General features: G+C 75.3%; 11 protein-coding genes. 7 read left to right on the top strand and 4 right to left on the bottom strand.

Annotated elements, in window-relative coordinates; genetic code table 11:
* Positions 1 to 50: 50 nt before the first annotated feature.
* A complete protein-coding gene (locus ACFV2S_RS02215) occupies positions 51 to 3,425 on the bottom strand; it encodes an ATP-binding protein (RefSeq protein ID WP_385553402.1) in 3,375 nt (1,124 codons plus the stop codon).
* Between the two features lie 281 nt (positions 3,426 to 3,706).
* Between ACFV2S_RS02215 and ACFV2S_RS02220 the strand changes: the two genes are divergently transcribed.
* Both ACFV2S_RS02220 and ACFV2S_RS02225 read left to right on the top strand, forming a co-directional pair.
* Positions 3,707 to 5,791, top strand: coding sequence for a SpoIIE family protein phosphatase (locus ACFV2S_RS02220; protein WP_385553404.1), 2,085 nt, complete (start codon positions 3,707 to 3,709; stop codon positions 5,789 to 5,791).
* 10 nt (positions 5,792 to 5,801) lie between these two features.
* The gene (locus ACFV2S_RS02225) at positions 5,802 to 6,842 is read left to right on the top strand and encodes a PHP domain-containing protein (RefSeq protein WP_385553406.1); all 1,041 of its coding nucleotides are present in this window, start codon (positions 5,802 to 5,804) and stop codon (positions 6,840 to 6,842) included.
* Between the two features lie 16 nt (positions 6,843 to 6,858).
* Here the strand turns inward: ACFV2S_RS02225 and ACFV2S_RS02230 are convergent, their stop codons facing one another.
* Both ACFV2S_RS02230 and ACFV2S_RS02235 read right to left on the bottom strand, forming a co-directional pair.
* Positions 6,859 to 8,256 (bottom strand): NADP-dependent succinic semialdehyde dehydrogenase, encoded by a 1,398-nt coding sequence (locus ACFV2S_RS02230; RefSeq protein WP_385553407.1) that lies wholly within the window; start codon positions 8,254 to 8,256, stop codon positions 6,859 to 6,861.
* 99 nt (positions 8,257 to 8,355) lie between these two features.
* Positions 8,356 to 9,033 carry a ThuA domain-containing protein gene (locus ACFV2S_RS02235; RefSeq protein WP_385553409.1) on the bottom strand — a complete coding sequence of 226 codons (678 nt, stop codon included), beginning with the start codon at positions 9,031 to 9,033 and terminating at the stop codon, positions 8,356 to 8,358.
* A gap of 148 nt (positions 9,034 to 9,181) precedes the next feature.
* Between ACFV2S_RS02235 and ACFV2S_RS02240 the strand changes: the two genes are divergently transcribed.
* Both ACFV2S_RS02240 and ACFV2S_RS02245 read left to right on the top strand, forming a co-directional pair.
* Entirely contained in the window at positions 9,182 to 9,997 is an 816-nt protein-coding gene (locus ACFV2S_RS02240) for a DUF3626 domain-containing protein (RefSeq protein ID WP_385553411.1), read from the top strand.
* A 240-nt stretch (positions 9,998 to 10,237) separates the two neighbouring features.
* Complete coding sequence (locus ACFV2S_RS02245; protein WP_383796887.1) at positions 10,238 to 11,044, top strand: class II aldolase/adducin family protein; 807 nt, start codon at positions 10,238 to 10,240, stop codon at positions 11,042 to 11,044.
* Here the strand turns inward: ACFV2S_RS02245 and ACFV2S_RS02250 are convergent.
* Positions 11,008 to 11,670: a TetR/AcrR family transcriptional regulator gene (locus ACFV2S_RS02250; protein WP_383796888.1), complete on the bottom strand. Its 663-nt coding sequence runs from the start codon at positions 11,668 to 11,670 to the stop codon at positions 11,008 to 11,010. The two genes, ACFV2S_RS02245 and ACFV2S_RS02250, sit on opposite strands and share 37 nt — an antisense overlap.
* A gap of 101 nt (positions 11,671 to 11,771) precedes the next feature.
* On the opposite strand from ACFV2S_RS02250, the gene ACFV2S_RS02255 reads away from it, so the two are divergent.
* Genes ACFV2S_RS02255 through ACFV2S_RS02265 form a run of 3 tightly spaced genes read left to right on the top strand, consistent with a single transcriptional unit; the run spans position 11,772 to position 16,123 of the window.
* Entirely contained in the window at positions 11,772 to 14,441 is a 2,670-nt protein-coding gene (locus ACFV2S_RS02255; RefSeq protein WP_385553413.1) for an FHA domain-containing protein, read from the top strand.
* A 45-nt stretch (positions 14,442 to 14,486) separates the two neighbouring features.
* Entirely contained in the window at positions 14,487 to 15,140 is a 654-nt protein-coding gene (locus ACFV2S_RS02260) for a hypothetical protein (protein WP_385553415.1), read from the top strand.
* Complete coding sequence (locus ACFV2S_RS02265) at positions 15,137 to 16,123, top strand: serine/threonine-protein kinase (protein WP_385553418.1); 987 nt, start codon at positions 15,137 to 15,139, stop codon at positions 16,121 to 16,123. Before ACFV2S_RS02260 ends, ACFV2S_RS02265 begins: the two co-directional genes overlap by 4 nt.
* The last annotated feature ends 5 nt before the right edge of the window (positions 16,124 to 16,128 follow it).

Here is a 16,128-nt window from a genome sequence, read left to right on the forward strand (position 1 = left end):
CGTTCCTTTCGGATCACGCCGCGAGCCCGGCGAGATCCGAAAGAGACGGCCTAGCGGGGCGGGCGGACGAGGTCGGTGGCGGCTCCGAGGGAGAGACCCGCGCCCTCCTCGTACCGACGGGCGTACGTCCGCGGGTCCAGGGCCGCGCGGAGGACCTCCTCGGCGCGCGCACGGATCGCGGCCTCGGTCCTCGGGGTGAAGGGGCGGAAGCCGCCGCCGGTGTCGGAGGCGGCGTGGGCGTCGTACGCCCCGAGGAGCCGCGCGCCCGTCCCGGCGTCGCCCGGTGCTCCGCGTCCGCCACGGGCCCAGGCGGCGGTCCCGAACTGGGCGACGACCAGGTGCGGTGCGACCAGGTGGGCGAGGGTCTCGATGTCGGCGACGGCCCGGGCGAGCCGCTCCAGGGCCCGGTCGTGGTCGCCGTCGAGACAGTCGAGCCAGGCCCACGTCCCACCGGCGAGACCCCAGAAGAGCGCGGGGGTGACCTCGCCGAACTCCTGCTCCAGACGGACGAGTTGCGCGCGGGCGAGGCCGGTGCGCGCGGTGTGGCCGTAGTGCTGGGCGAGCAGCAGCCGGCCGGCCCCGGCGGCTTCCGCTCCCCACTGCCCGGCCTCGTCGGCGGCTTCCGCAAGGAGCCGCTCGGCCGCCGCGTCGCCCTCCGGAGCGAGGCGGAGCCGGACGGCCGCGAGGCGGGCCGTGAAGACGGGCACCTGTGAGCGGGCGCCGACCCGGGCGGCGGCCTCGGTGGCCCGCTCGAAGTCGGCGGCGGCCTCGGCCGGCCGGTCCTCCCGCTCGTGCGCCTCGCCCCGGGCGGCGAGGGACTCCGCGATGCCCCAGGAGTCCCCGGCGGCCTCGAAGTGGGCGAGCGCCTCGGCGGCGTCGGCGCCGTGACCGGCGAGCTTGGCCCGCATGAGCAGCGCGAAGCCCAGGTCCCAGCCGGGGCCGTCGGCGCGGCAGGCGTCCACGATCAGAGTGAGCGTCTCGTCGAGGCCGGTGAGCTCTCCGGTCATGAGCCGGGCGAAGTACCACATCGTGCCCGGCTGGCGGCAGGTCTGCGGGAGGCCGGGGCGGTACGCGGCGACGAGGGCGGAGAGCCGGGCACGGGTCTCGGGCCGTTCGAGGACGGTCGCGCCCTCGCCGGACTCACCGCCCTCGGTCGCGAGGGCGTACAGCCGGCCGCCGCGCCGGGCCTCCCACAGCCGCTCGCCGGTCCACGGCGGCGGCACGTCCAGGCACCGGCCCTCCAGCGGCCCGGCGGGCCGGACGGGCTCCCGGAAGGGGTCGGGACCCAGCCGGCAGGCCTCGGCGGCCCAGGTCCGGGCGTCGACCTGGTGGTTGCGCAGCTGCCAGAACCAGCTCAGCGCGTGGACCAGGCAGAGCACCTCCTGCTCCTCGCCGAGGGCCACGGCCGTCCGGAGGGCGCCGCGCAGGTTGTCGTGTTCCCGCTCCAGGCGGGCGACGGCGGCCACCTGGCCGGGGCCGCGCAGCTCCGGGTCGGTCCGACGGGCGAGCTCCCGGTGGTACGTGAGGTGCCGGCGCTCGGCCGCCGCCCGCTCCCCGGCCTCGTCGAGCCGCTCCCCGGCGTACTCGGCCACGGTCTCCAGGAGCCGGAAGCGCATCCCGCCGCCGTCGGGGGCGGCCACGACGAGCGACTTGTCGACGAGGGCGCCGAGCAGGTCGAGGACGGCGGCGGCCGGGACGGCCGCCGGGCCCGGGACGCGGCCGTCCGGCGCGGCCGGGACGGCCTCCGCGACGGGCCCGGCGGGTCCGTCGGCGGCCGGGTCCCCCGGTCCCCCGCCGTCCGCGCACACCGCCTCCGCCGCCGTCAGGTCGCACCCGCCCGCGAACACCGCGAGCCTCCGCAGCACCGCGCGTTCGTCCGCGTCGAGGAGGTCCCAGGACCAGTCCACCACCGCCCGCAGGGTCTGCTGACGCGGCAGCACGGTCCGCGCACCCGAGGTCAGCAACCGGAAGCGGTCGTCGAGGCGGTCCGCGATCTGACGGACCGACAGCATCCGCAGCCGGGCCGCCGCCAGTTCGATCGCCAGCGGCAGCCCGTCGAGCCGTCGGCAGACCTCCGCCGCCGCCTCCGGGTCCCGCGCCGGGTCGAACCCGGGACGCGCCGCCGCGCCCCGGTCCGCGAGGAGCCGGAGCGCCATGTCCCCGGGCAGCGGTCCCAGGGGCCGCACCTCCTCCCCCGGCACCCCCAGGGGCTCCCGGCTCGTCGCGAGGACCGTCACGCCCGGGCAGCGCGTGAGGAGCGCCTGCGTGAGCTCCGCCGCCTCGGCGACGACGTGCTCGCAGTTGTCGAGGACCAGCAGCATCCGGCGCCCGGCGCAGCGCTCCACGAGGTCGGCGAACCGGTCCTCGGGCCCTGCCGGGGCGACGGCCGGCGTGTGCCAGAGCTGGGTGTCGCGGGCTCCGAGCGCGGTGAGGACGGCGGCGGCGACCGTGGACTCCTCGCGTACGGAAGCGAGTTCGGCGAGGTGGACGGGGCCCTCGTACGTCCCGGCCGCCTCCAGGGCGAGCCGCGTCTTGCCGACGCCGCCCGGCCCGGTGAGCGTGACGAGCCGTCGCCCCTCCCAGGCGGCGAGCGCGCCCAGTTCGCCGTCCCGGCCGATGAACGAGGTCAGGCGGGCCGGAAGGGTGCCGGACGCCGGCGGCGCGGCCGGTGCGGGGCTCGTCCCGGCGAGGAGCTCGGTGTGCAGGGAGCGCAGTTCCGGCCCCGGGTCCGTACCGAGCCGGTCCGCGAGGGCCACGCGTACCTCCTCGTACGCCGCGAGGGCCTCGGCAGGCCGTCCGGCCGCCCGCAGGGCGCGGATCCGCAGGGCCTGGAGCGGCTCGTCGAGCGGCTGCCCGGCGGCGAGCCCGGCGAGGGGCGCGAGCACGGCGGTGGCCCGCCCGAGGGCCAGGTCGGCGGCGAGCCGGTCGCGCCGCGCCTGGGCGTGCCGCTGTTCGACCCGTACGACCAGGGGGTCGGCGTCCCGGCCGGGGAGGTCCGCGAGCGCGGGTCCGCGCCACAGTCCGAGGGCTTCGTCGAGGAGGGAGGCGGCGCGTTCGGCGTGACCGGCGGCGAGGGCGGCCGCGCCCTCGTCGGCGAGCCGCTCGAAGCGGTGCAGGTCGACGGAGTCCCGTCCGGCGGCGAGCCGGTAGCCGCCGCCGGGCGCGGAGACGACGGCCTCGCGGCCGAGCGCGCGGCGCAGCCTGCCGACGAGGGCCTGGAGCGCAGCCGTACGGTCCTGGCCGTCGGCCGGGTCGGCGTCGGCCCAGACCTGGCCGATGAGCGCGCCGGGGCCCGCGGCCCGTCCGCCGGCCGCGGCGAGCGCGGTGAGCAGGGCCCTGAGCCGGGCACCGCTGAGGGCGGCCTCCGTACCGTCGTCGGTACGGAAGGCCTGGCACGGACCGAGAACACGGTAGGACGGCTGCACCGGCCCATTCTGCCCCGGCACGCCCCCGCGGCCCGCCGCGGCCGGGGGCCGGTCCGGGGGTGGGACGCGGCTGCGGCCGGCGCGGCGGCGCCCGGGTCCGGGTCCGGCCGGGCCGGGGCGGGGCGGCCGGTGCGGGGGACGGCCACGGCACCGGGGCCCGGGTCCGGGGACCGGCGGGGCCGGGGGCGGCCGTCCCCCGCGAGGCGCCGGGCGCGGCGAACTCGCGCCACGCCGTGTCATCGCCATGGCGTCCGCGGGGCGCGGGTTCGACAATGGGGAGGATGACCGATGACGACCCGCGTACGCGCAGTGGCGAGATCGGGCCCGCCGAGTGGCTCGCCATGAACCGGACCGGCAGCTTCGACTGGGATCTCGACACGGGCACCATCGATGTCGACGAGTCCGGGCTGCTGCTCTTCGGCGTGGGCCCGGACACCTACGACGGCCGCCCGGTGTCGCTCGTGACGCGCCTGGACCCCGACGAGCGGGCCAAGCTGGAGGGCGTCGTTCGGAAGGCGGTCAAGGGCGGCGCGGTGTCGTACACGGCGCACTTCCCCATCCCGCAGGCCGACGGTTCACCCCACTGGACCCATGTGCAGGCGCGGATCCTGCGCTCTCCGGACGGCCGCGCCCGGCGGATCGTCGGCGTCGTGCGGGACACGACCGCCGAGGTGGCGCACGTCGCCTTCGTGCACGAACTGGAGAAGCGCCGCGAGGTCCAGACGAGCATCGTCGAGCGGACGACGAACGCGCTGTCGCGCGCGGTGACCGTGGACGACGTGACGGCCGCCCTGACCGGTCCGGGCGGTCTCGCCCGGCTCGGCGCGGACGGTCTCGCGCTCGGTCTCGTGGAGAACGGCTCGCTCAACATCATCGCGCTCAGCGGCGAATCCCTCGACATCCTCAACGACTTCCGCAGCCGCCGTCTCGACCGGAAGCTGCCCCTGGCCGACGCGGTCCTGAGCGGGCGGCCCCGGTTCGTCTCCTCGTTCCCCTCACTGGGCCGGGACTTCCCCGAGCTCGCCCCCTACGTGGCACGGCTCGACTTCCGGGCCGCCTGCTACCTCCCGCTGGTGGCGCAGGCGCGTTCGCTGGGCGGCATGGCGCTCTTCTACCGGGGCCGCACCTCGTTCAACGCCGACGAGCGCAACCTCGCCCTCGGTCTCGCCGCGATCGTCGCCCAGTCGCTCCAGCGGGCGATCCTCTTCGACGAGGAGCGGGAGCTGGCGACCGGACTCCAGGCCACGATGCTGCCGCGCAGGATCCCGCAGTTCACCGGCGGCGAGATCGCCGTCCGCTATCACGCGGCGTGGAGCGGACGGCAGGTCGGCGGCGACTGGTACGACGTGATCCCGCTGCCCCGCGGCCGGGTCGGGATCGTCGTCGGCGACGTCCAGGGCCACGACACGCACGCCGCCGCCATCATGGGGCAGCTGCGGATCGCGCTCCGCGCGTACGCAGGCGAGGGCCACGCCCCGTCGACCGTTCTCGCCCGGGCCTCGCGCTTCCTCGCCGAGCTGGACACCAACCGCTTCGCGACGTGCACGTACGCGCAGGTGGACCTGACGAGCGGCACCCTGCGCGCGGTGCGGGCCGGGCATCTCGATCCGCTGATCCGGCACACCGACGGCCGGGTCGGGCAGCCCAAGCTGCGGGGCGGGCTGCCGCTGGGCCTCGCGACGGTGTTCGGGGAGGAGGAGTTCCCCGAGACCCGTCTCGACCTCGTGCCCGGCGAGACGCTGGTGCTCTGCACGGACGGACTCGTCGAACAGCCCGGCACGGACATCGAGACCGGACTCGCCGCGCTCTCGAACGCGATCAGCAGCGGCCCGCCGCAGGCCGAGGCGCTCGCCGACCACCTCTCCGAGAGCCTCTGGGAGCGGTGGGGCTCGGGCGACGACGTGGCGCTCCTGGTGCTCCGGCGCAGCCCCGACCCGGGCACGCCCCGGGCGCCGCGCATCCACCAGTACATCCACCAGGCCGACCCCCAGGGCCTCTCGGACGCGCGCGCGGCCGTCGGGCAGGCGCTCCGCGACTGGGGCATGGAGGAACTCGCGGACGACGCCGAGCTGTTGACGGGCGAGCTCCTCGTGAACGTGCTGCTGCACACCGAGGGCGGGGCGGTGCTGACCCTGGAGGTGCTGCCCGAACCGGTGCGGCGGGTCCGGCTCTCGGTGCAGGACCGGTCCAGCGCCTGGCCGCGGCGCCGTACGCCCGGCGAGGCGGCCACCTCGGGGCGCGGGCTCCTCCTGCTCGACGCGCTCGCGTCCCGGTGGGGCGTGGAGCCGCGCGGCGAGGGCAAGGCGGTGTGGTGCGAGATCGGGCCGGCACCGGTGGTGGCCCAGTCCACCACGGGCGGCGGGTGAGGAGGTCGCCGTGGACCCCGTGGCCGCGCTGAACCGCATCGCGTTCCTGCTCGAACGCGCCCAGGCGCCCGGCTACCGGGCGCGCGCCTTCCGCACGGCCTCGGCCGCCGTCGCCGCCCTGCCGGAGGGCGAGGCGGCCCGGCGCGCGGCGGCGGGCACCCTGGAGTCGCTGAAGGGCGTGGGCCCGAAGACGGCGGCGGTGGTGCGCGAGGCCCTGGAGGGCCGGGTGCCCGAGTACCTGGCGCGCCTGGAGGAGGAGCTGGAGGCCTCGCTGGTCCCGTCGGAGGGCGACGGCCGGGGCGGCGAGACGCTGCGGGCGGCCCTGCGCGGCGACTGCCATCTGCACTCGGACTGGTCCGACGGCGGTGCCACGATCGAGGACATGGGCCGTGCGGCGGCGGCCCTCGGGCACGAGTGGGCGGTCCTCACCGACCACTCGCCGCGGCTCACCGTGGCCCGGGGCCTGTCGCCGGAGCGCCTGCGGGAGCAACTGGACGTGGTGGCACGGCTCAACGAGGAGTGGGCGCCCTTCCGGCTCCTGACCGGGATCGAGTGCGACATCCTGGAGGACGGTTCGCTCGACCAGGAGCCGGAGCTGCTCGCGCGCCTCGATCTGGTGGTCGGCTCGGTCCACTCGAAGCTGCGGATGGACGCCCGGTCGATGACCCGGCGCCTCGAACGGGCCGTGCGCGACCCGCTGATGGACGTCCTCGGGCACTGCACCGGGCGGCTGGTGGCGGGCGGGCGGCTGCGGCCGGAGTCCGAGTTCGACGCGGAGCGCGTCTTCGCCGCGTGTGCCGAGTCCGGTACGGCCGTGGAGATCAACAGCCGCCCGGAGCGCCTCGATCCCCCGCGCCGGCTGCTGCGGCTGGCCGTGGCGGCGGGCACGTACGTCGCCGTCGACACGGACGCCCACGCGCCGGGTCAGCTGGAGTGGCAGATCCTGGGGTGCGCGCGGGCGGAGGAGTGCGGGGTGCCGCCGGACCGGGTGATCAACACCTGGCCGGCGGAACGCCTGTCGGAGTGGACGACGGGCCGGCGGGGGCCGTGACCGGCGCGTGCGGAGGTCAGGCGCGCTGCCAGACCGTGGTCGCGTTGCAGAACTCGCGGATGCCGTGACCGGACAGCTCGCGGCCGTACCCCGAGCGCTTGATGCCGCCGAAGGGCAGGGCCGGGTGCGAGGCCGTCATGCCGTTGACGAAGACCCCGCCCGCCTCCAGGTCGCGGACGAAGAACGCGACGTCGTCCGCTGAGCGCGTCCACACGTTGGAGCTGAGGCCGAACGGCGAGTCGTTGGCGACGGCCACGGCCTCCTCGATGTCGCCGACCGGGTAGACCGTGGCGACCGGCCCGAAGGCCTCCTCCTGGTGGATCCGCATCTCCGGGGTGATGCCGGCGAGGACCGTGGGCCGGTAGTACCAGCCGTTCCGCAGTTCCGGCTCCTCGGGCCGCCGGCCGCCGCAGAGGGCGGTGGCGCCGCGTGCCACGGCGTCGTCGACGAGCGCCTCCAGATCGGCCCGGCCCTGCTCGGTGGCGAGGGGGCCGACGTCGGTCGACTCGTCGAGGGGGTCGCCGACGGTGAGGGCGTTCATGGCGGCGGTGAAGCGCTCCGAGAAGTCGTCGTACACGTCCTGGTGGACGATGAACCGCTTGGCGGCGATGCAGGACTGGCCGTTGTTCTGCACGCGCGCGGTGACGGCCGTCTTCACCGCCCCGACGATGTCGGCGGAGGGCATCACGATGAAGGGGTCGCTGCCGCCGAGCTCCAGGACGGTCTTCTTCACCTCGTCGCCCGCGACGGCGGCCACGGCCCGGCCCGCGGGTTCGCTGCCGGTGAGGGTGGCGGCCACCACCCGGGGGTCGCGGAGGACGCCCTCGACCTCGCGGGATCCGATGAGGAGGGTCTGGAAGCAGCCGTCGGGATAGCCGGCCCGGCGGAAGAGGTCACCCAGGTAGAGGGCGGTCCTCGGCACGTTGGAGGCGTGCTTGAGGAGACCGGTGTTGCCCGCCATGAGCGCGGGCGCGGCGAAGCGGATCACCTGCCAGAGCGGGAAGTTCCACGGCATGACGGCGAGGACGGGGCCGAGGGGCCGGTAGTGGACCCGGGCCGTGTCCGCGCCGGAGTCCTGGACGTCGCTCTCGGCCGGGTGCTCGTCGGCGAGCAGCGCCTCGGCGTTCTTGGCGTACCAGCGCATGGCCTTGGCACACTTGGCCGCCTCCGCGCGGGACGCGGCGATGGGCTTGCCCATCTCGGTGGTCATGGTGCGGGCGATGTCCTCGTTGTCCTCGTCGAGGAGGGTGGCGGCGGCGCGCAGCAGCCGGGAGCGTTCGGCGAAGGAGGTCGTGCGGTACTGGCGGTACGCCTCGTGGGCGGCGGCGACGCGCCGCTCGACCTCCTCGGGCCCGTGGGCCTCGTACGTGCGCAGCGTCTCGCCGGTCGCGGGGTTCACGGTGGCGATGCCCATGACGTTCCTCCTCCTGCCATCGGCCCCCGTCTGCAACCTTCCGCTCCCTGGGCGTCGGCGCAACAGGGGCGGGGCGGTGGGGTGACCGCTGCGGCGGGCTCAGGAGGGCGGGACCGGGCCGGTGAGCCAGGCCAGGGCGCCGGAGAGGTGGGCGCGGAACGCCGGGTCGAGGTAGGCCTCGGAGGCGTGCCCGAGGGCGGTGAAGAAGACCCGCCCCCGGTCGACCTCCCGGCACCAGACGAGCGGGTGGTCGTCGCCGTGGGTGCCGCCGCGGTACGCGGACTCGTCGGCACGGGCCAGGATCCGGGCGCCCCCGGCCCCCGGGTGGGACGTGAAGTTGTACCACTCGTCGGTCCAGGCCCAGCGCTCCGGGAGCGGGGCGGTCGCCGGGTGGTCGGGGGCGTCGACGAGGACCCGGCCGGGCTGGACCTCGGGGTGGCCGTCGAACCGGGTGCCGAGGAGCTCGCCGTAGAAGGGCCAGTCCGGTTCGGCGTTGGCCGCGGCGTGCACGGCGAGCAGCGCGCCGCCGCCCCGGAGGTACCCCTCGAAGGCGGTGCGTCCCTCGGGCGTCAGGACGTTCCCGGTCGTGGACAGGAGGACGACGGCGGCGCAGCGGCCGAGCCGCCCGGGGCTGAAGGCGCCCGGATCCTCGGTGACCTCGACGTCACGCCCGAGCCCCCGGGCGAGCTCGCTGAGGGCGGCGGCGCCGGCGGGGATGGAGTCGTGGCGGTAGCCCGATGTACGGGTGTAGATCAGGACGTCGTCGGCGGTGGGCACGCGAGGGACTCCGGGGGCGGTGCGGTACGGGGACGGCGAGTGGTGGAGAAAGCCGGGAATCACGGGGGAAAGCGCTTTCTCCACCGCGTTGACCGTATCGGCCGAAAACCCCGCGCCGCAACCCCCGGCGCTCCGCCGGACTGCCGCGATGACACCCCTCCACGATCACGGGCGGCGGGCGATCGCCCATGTGGCCGACCGCTCCACCGGCGCGTCGCTCGACCCGGCCCTGCGGATCACCCTCAACTTCCACCCGACGTTCCTCCACCGGCTCGCGGACGAGGGGGTGTACCGCTCCCAGTTCGTCACCGGCACGAGCAACGGAGGCCTCACCGCCCACCCCGGCGGGGACCGGTGGCGCTGGGAGAGCCGCATGTTCGGCGGGGCCTACGACGAGGCCCCGGCGGAGACGCGCCCGGTCTACGGCGCGCTCGACCTCCGCCGCCGCCCCCACGGAGCGGCCGCCCGCTTCGGCTCCGCCCATCTGCGGCTCACGGCCGCCGCCCTGGACCGGGCGACCTTCTGCTACCCGGACAGCCACGTGGAGCCGGACGACTTCGGTGTCGCCTCCCGGATGGGCCTGACGGCCCTCGCCGAGGCCGACGCGAGGGATCCGCTCGACGACTACGTCGAGGCACAGGTCCACGGCCCGGTCGTGATCGGGCGAGACGTGGAGGCGCTGGTCCTGGACCCGAGCCACCGGGGCACGGAGGTGGAGGAGGCCGCGCGGCGGCTGCCGTGCCGCGTGGAGTGGCACGGGGGGTTCCGCGTCTCCGTCGACGAGCTGCGGCGGCACCCCGGATTCCGGGGGCCCGCGTACGTGGCGCTCGCGGCCCGGATCGCCGTCGACGGGCGGCTCGACCCCCGGATCGTGCAGGAGGCGGGCGCTTGCGGACGGTACGACCCGCAGGACGTGAAGAAGGTCTGGCACTACCTGGCCCGCTTCGGGGCGCCCGGCGCCTGATCCGTTGCCGGAGGAGGCCACCCGGGCCCGATCCGTTGTCGTACGGGACTGTCCGTGCCCGATCCGTACACGTACGAGACCGCCCCGGCCCGATCCGTTGTCGTACGAGACCGTCCCAGCCTGATCCGTACACGCACGAAGACCGGCCCAGGCCCGATCCGTTGTCGTATCGGATACATCTCTGTATCTTTTGGCGCGCCGTGCGTCCCGCCCGCGCACCCCGCACACCGAGGAGCCGCCATGAGCACCGTGCCGCCCGCACTCGCCGCCGCCGTCGGGCCGCTGCCCGAAGGTGCGATCGTGCCGCTGCCGCCCACCTTCGACTCCGTCGAGGAGGAGCGCCGCTACCGCAAGGAGCAGCTCGCGGCCGGGTTCCGGATCTTCGGGAGGTTCGGCTTCTCGGAGGGCGTCGCCGGGCACATCACCGTGCGCGACCCCGGCGACCCGAACGCCTTCTGGGTCAACCCGTTCGGCATGAGCTTCACGCAGATCAAGGCCTCTGACCTGATCCTCGTGGACCACGAGGGCACCGTCCTCGAAGGCCGTCGGCCGGTGAACCGGGCCGCGTTCGTCATCCACTCCCGGGTCCACGCCGCCCGCCCCGACGCGGTCGCCGCCGCGCACTCGCACTCCCTGCACGGCAAGGCCTTCTCCAGCCTCGGCATCCCGCTCGACCCGATCACCCAGGACGCCTGCGCGTTCTTCGAGGACCACGGGATCTACGACGACTACCGGGGCGTGGTGAACGAGACCGACGAGGGCGAGCGGGTCGCCAAGGCCCTCGGCGACCACAAGGCCGTCATCCTGAAGAACCACGGGCTGCTCACCGTCGGGCACTCCGTCGCCGAGGCCGTGTGGTGGTTCGTCACCATGGAGCGCTCCTGTCAGGCGCAGCTGCTCGCCATGGCGGCGGGCACGCCGCAGCTCATCGACCGCGAGACGGCCCTGCTCACCCGGGGGCAGATCGGCGGGCACCTGGCCGGCTGGTTCCAGGCGCGCCCGCTGTGGGATCAGATCGCCGCGTCCGACCCGGACCTCTTCGGCTGATCCGGGGCCTCCCGGCCGGTGATCTCCCGCGTCGTCGCCTCCAGGAGCGGAGCGAGGAACTGCCGCTCCAGCGTCCCCGGCGGCAGCTCGGCCGGCTCCACGTAGCTCTGCGCGAGGCCGCCCTCGCGCAGGGCGATGAGGAGGCGGGCGAACCGGTCGGGCTCCACGGTGAGTTCGCGTCCGGCCCGGCGCAGGACGAGCGTGAGCCCGCGGGCGATCTCGGCCCGCAGCCGCTCGTCGTGGCGCGCCAGAACCCAGGCGGCCTGCCGGTCGCGGATGGCGTGCAGGGTGAACTCGGTGGTGACGAGGTACCAGTCCCGCTCGTCCGGTTCGACGCGGGCGGCCAGCTCCGCGAGCCGGGTCAGGGTGTACTCCTCGGGGCTCAGTGCGTCGATGGCGTCGGCGAGGCGCCGGACCGTCCGCTCGCTGTGCTCGTCGAAGAGGGCGAGGAAGAGCTCTTCCTTGCTCGCGAAGTTCGAGTAGTACGCGCCCCGCGTGTAGCCGGCGCGCTCGCAGATCTGCTCGATGGTCGTCGCGTGGAAGCCGTGCTCGGCGAAGGTCTCCAGGGCCGCCTTCAGGAGCGCCGCGCGGGTGCGGGGCCGACGCCTGGTGACACCTTTCGGCACGGGTGGGTCCTCCTCGTTCGGGCCGCTCGCGCGGCGGACGCCCACCCTACCGGCGCCCTCTTCCCGGGCGGCGATCAGCACCGGCGGATAAAATTCAACGCATGACAGAGCGGCCCGTCGCGCCCGCGGCGCCCGGTCTGGTCCTCGAGATCGACGGGGACGCGACGCTCATCGACCCGCGCCGCGTCTATCGCATCGGGCGCGACCCCACCAGCGACATCGTGCTCTCGGACGCCCGGGCGTCCTGGCACCACGCGGTGCTGAGCGCCGCCGGAGGCCACTGGACCCTGGTCGACGAGAACAGTACGAACGGGACGTTCGCGGACGGTCTGCGGGTCGCCCGGCCGCGGGAGGTCGGACCCGGGACGGTCGTACGGTTCGGGCATCCGGCCGAGGGGCCGCGCGCGGTGCTCTCGACCAGCGACGCTCCCCCGGCCGCCGCGCCCCCCGCGGGGCCGGATCCGTCCGCGGGGGCTGGTCTCGCCGCCGGGCCGGATCCCGCCGCGGCGCCACCCGACGCCGGTGTCGTCCCCGCCGCCGTACACCTGCCGAAGGCCCCGCTGCCGGAGACGCCCTGGCCCGAACCGGAACCGCCGGAACCACCTGCACCAGAGCCCCCGGCGCCCGAGCCCCCTGTCTCCGAGCCCCCGGCGCCCGAACCACCCTCACCCGAGCCCCCGGCACCAGAACCCGCGCCCCCCGCCGAGCCCGGGCCGGAGGCCTCGGGTCCCGGGGCTCCGCGCCCCGCGGTCCTCCCGCCGCCCTCCGTCGCGCATCCCGCCGCGACCGGCACCTTCCGGCAGCCGACCTCCGTGCGGCCCCTGCCGGCCCGCACCATCCGGATCGGGCGTGCCCCCGACAACGACGTGGTCGTCGCCGACCTGGTCGTCTCGCGCCGGCACGCCGAGCTGCGCGCGCAGCCCGACGGCACCTACCGGATCCATGACCTCGGCAGCCACAACGGCACCTTCCTCAACGGCGCCCCCGTCGTGGACGCCCGGGTCACGGCCGAGGACATCGTCGGCATCGGCCGGTCCGCCTTCTGTCTGATCGGCGGGCAGCTCGTCGAGTTCGCCGACACCGGCGAGGTCTCCCTGGACGTCCGCTCGCTCGCGGTGACCGTCGACCACGGGCACAAGACCCTCCTCGACGAGGTGTCGTTCCCGGTGGGCCAGAAGTGCCTGCTGGCGGTCGTCGGTCCGTCCGGCGCGGGGAAGTCGACCCTGCTCGGCGCGCTCACCGGTCAGAGACCGGCCGACCGGGGCACGGTCCTGTACGACGGCCGTGACCTGTACAAGGACTACGCGGAGCTGCGCCAGCGCATCGGTCTCGTCCCCCAGGACGACATCCTGCACCTCCAGCTCACCGTCCGCCGGGCCCTCGGGTACGCCGCCGAGCTCCGCTTCCCGGAGGACACCGTGGCGGCCGAACGGCGGGCCCGGGTCGACGAGGTGATCCGGGAGCTCGGGCTCGTGGAGCGCGCCGAGCAGCCGATCCACAGCCTCTCCGGCGGCCAGCGCAAGCGGGTGAGCGTCGCCCTCGAACTGCTCACCAAGCCCTCGCTGCTCTTCCTGGACGAGCCGACCTCCGGTCTCGACCCGGGCATGGACCGCTCGGTGATGCACATGCTGCGCGGGCTCGCGGACGACGGCCGCACGGTCGTCGTGGTCACGCACAGCGTGCTCAGCCTCGACGTGTGCGACCGTCTCCTGGTGCTCGCGCCGGGCGGGCGGGTCGCGTACTACGGGCCGCCCGGCGACACCCTGGGCTTCTTCGGCTTCGAGCAGTGGCCGGAGGCCTTCGAGGCCTTCGAGAACGACCGCGCCCGCGACTGGGCCGGACAGTACCGCTCGTCCCGTTTCCACCGCCGGTACATCACGGACGCGACGGCCCGCCCCGACGTCCCGGTGCCCGCGGGCGGCCGGGCGGGCGGGGAACCGGCGCCGCCGCCGAAGGCGCAGAGCTGGGGCTCCCAGCTGAGGACACTCGTCCGCCGCTACGCGGCCGCGCTGTCCGCGGACCGGACCTTCCTCGCCATCATGATCGCCCTGCCGTTCGTGATGGGCGCGATGGCCAGGGCCCTGTCCGAGGGCAGCCTCAACCCCGAGTCGACGCTGAACGTCCTGCTCATCCTCTGTGTGGGCGGGGTCCTCACCGGTGCGGCGAACGCCGTGCGCGAGCTGGTCAAGGAGCGCACCATCTACCGGCGCGAGAGAGCCGTCGGCCTGTCCCGCTCCGCCTACCTGGCCTCGAAGGTGGTGGTCCTCGGCGTGATCACCGTCGTGCAGGCGGTGGTCCTGACGCTGGTGGCGCTGATCGGCGTGCCGCTGAACGTGCCCGGCGGCAAGGGCGTCCTGATGCCCCCGCTGATCGAGATCACCCTCGCGGTGGCACTCCTCGCCTTCACGGCGATGATGCTCGGCCTGCTGGTCTCCGCGCTGGTCCGCAAGGAGGAGGTGACGATGCCGCTGCTCGTCCTCCTCGCGATCGTGCAGGTGGTGTTCTGCGGGGCGCTCCTGAAGGTGCGGGGGACGCCCGTCCTCGAACAGCTGGCCTGGCTGGTGCCCTCGCGGTGGGCGTTCGCGGCGATGGGCGCGACGATCGACATCGGGAAGATCGCGCCGAGCGAGAAGACCGCCGATCCGCTGATGCGGCACACGGCGGAGGCCTGGCTGTTCGACATGGGAATGATGGTGGTGCTGTGTCTCGCCCTCGGTCTGGCCGTGTCCCGGCTGCTGCGCCGCCACGAGCCGGTCGTCATGCGGAAGTAGGCCCGTGGACCCGGCCCGCAGAGGCCCCGTGGCGGAGGTGAGACCGTGAGCGTGCCCGTACCCGATGACGTACCGGACTTCCGGCCCACGCACGTGGTGCCGCGCTCCGGGCTCTCCGCCTGGGAGGCGCCCGATCCGGGGCTGCCCACGACACCGCTCGACGCCTTCCTGCCGGTGCGGCTCGAGGAGCGGACCGGTGACTGGGGCCGGGTGCTGTGCTCCAACGGCTGGACCGCGTGGGTCGACGCCCGCCTCCTGGTGTCCGTGCCGGACGATCCTCCGGCGGCGGGCGGCCCCCTGACCAGGACGGCCGATCCCCGGCCGCTCATCGCCCGCGCGGAGGACGCGCTCGGCCGCTACCGACGGGCGGCGGAGGAGCTGGGCGCGGGACGCCTGGACGGCGAGGGCTTCCGGCTGCGGACCCGCGGCCTGCGGGTCGGGATGGTCGTGGACGGGGAGTCGGTGTGGCTGTACGACGCGGAGCACGAACGCTGGGTGTACGGCGACGGGGTCACGCTCCGTACGTACGCGACGTCCGCCGCTCCCCCGGCCGAGCCCGTACCGGTGGCCGAGGAGCCCGCCGCGGCGCCGCCCGGCCATGAGCCGACCCAGGTGGTGCCGCAGGTGGATCCGGCGGCGGCCGGGCCGCCGCCCACGCGGGTCGTGGGGCCGACCGGTCCGGCGGGTGAGGAGCGATGACGGCGGGCGGGGACCCGGAGATCCCGGCGGGCCGGCCCTCGGGGCTGCTCGGCAAGGAGATCGCGGGCTACCGGGTGGAGAGCGAGATCGGGCGCGGCGGGATGGCGGTCGTGTACCGGGCGCTGGACCTGCGTCTGGACCGCACGGTGGCGCTGAAGCTGCTGGCGCCCGAGCTGGCCCGCAACGACACCTTCCGCAGGCGGTTCGCGCACGAGTCGCGGGTCGCCGCCTCGATCGACCACCCGCACATCGTGCCGGTGTTCGAGGCCGGCGAGACGGAGGGCGTGCTGTACATCGCGATGCGTTACGTGGCGGGGCAGGACCTGGCGGCCCTGCTCCGCCGCGAGGGGCCGCTGCCGCCGGTGAAGGCGGGCCGGATCGCGGCGCAGGTGGCCTCGGCCCTGGACGCGGCGCACGCGCACGACCTGGTGCACCGGGACGTGAAGCCCGGCAACATCCTGGTCGCCGAGGGCACCGACGGCGACCACCCGGAGCACGTCTACCTGACCGACTTCGGACTGACGAAGAAGTCGCTGTCGCTCACCGGTTTCACGACGGTGGGCGAGTTCGTCGGGACGCTGGACTACGTGGCGCCCGAGCAGATCTCCGGGAAACCGGTGGACGGCCGGTGCGACGTCTACGGCCTGGCGTGCGTGGTCTTCGAGACCCTCGTGGGGATGCCGCCGTTCCGCCGCGAGTCCGACTGGGCGGTGCTGTGGGCGCAGCAGTACGATCCGCCGCCGCCGCTCTCCGAGCTGCGGCCGGGGCTGCCGGAGGCGGCGGACGCGGTGTTCGCCAGGGCGCTGGCGAAGACGCCCGAGGAGCGGTACGGGACGTGCCTGGAGTTCGTCGCCGCGCTGCGCGGCGCCCTGTCCGGCGCGGACCCGGGCGGCCCGGTGGTGGCCCGGGGGCCTCGGGAGCCGGGTGCTCCGCCCGACCCGCCCGCGTGGGCGCGCCCGGTGTTCCGGGAGCTGGGCGGGTGAGGTGA

The sequence above is a fragment of the Streptomyces sp. NPDC059695 genome, assembly GCF_042733785.1.
In the GTDB taxonomy this organism is placed as follows: Bacteria; Actinomycetota; Actinomycetes; order Streptomycetales; family Streptomycetaceae; genus Streptomyces.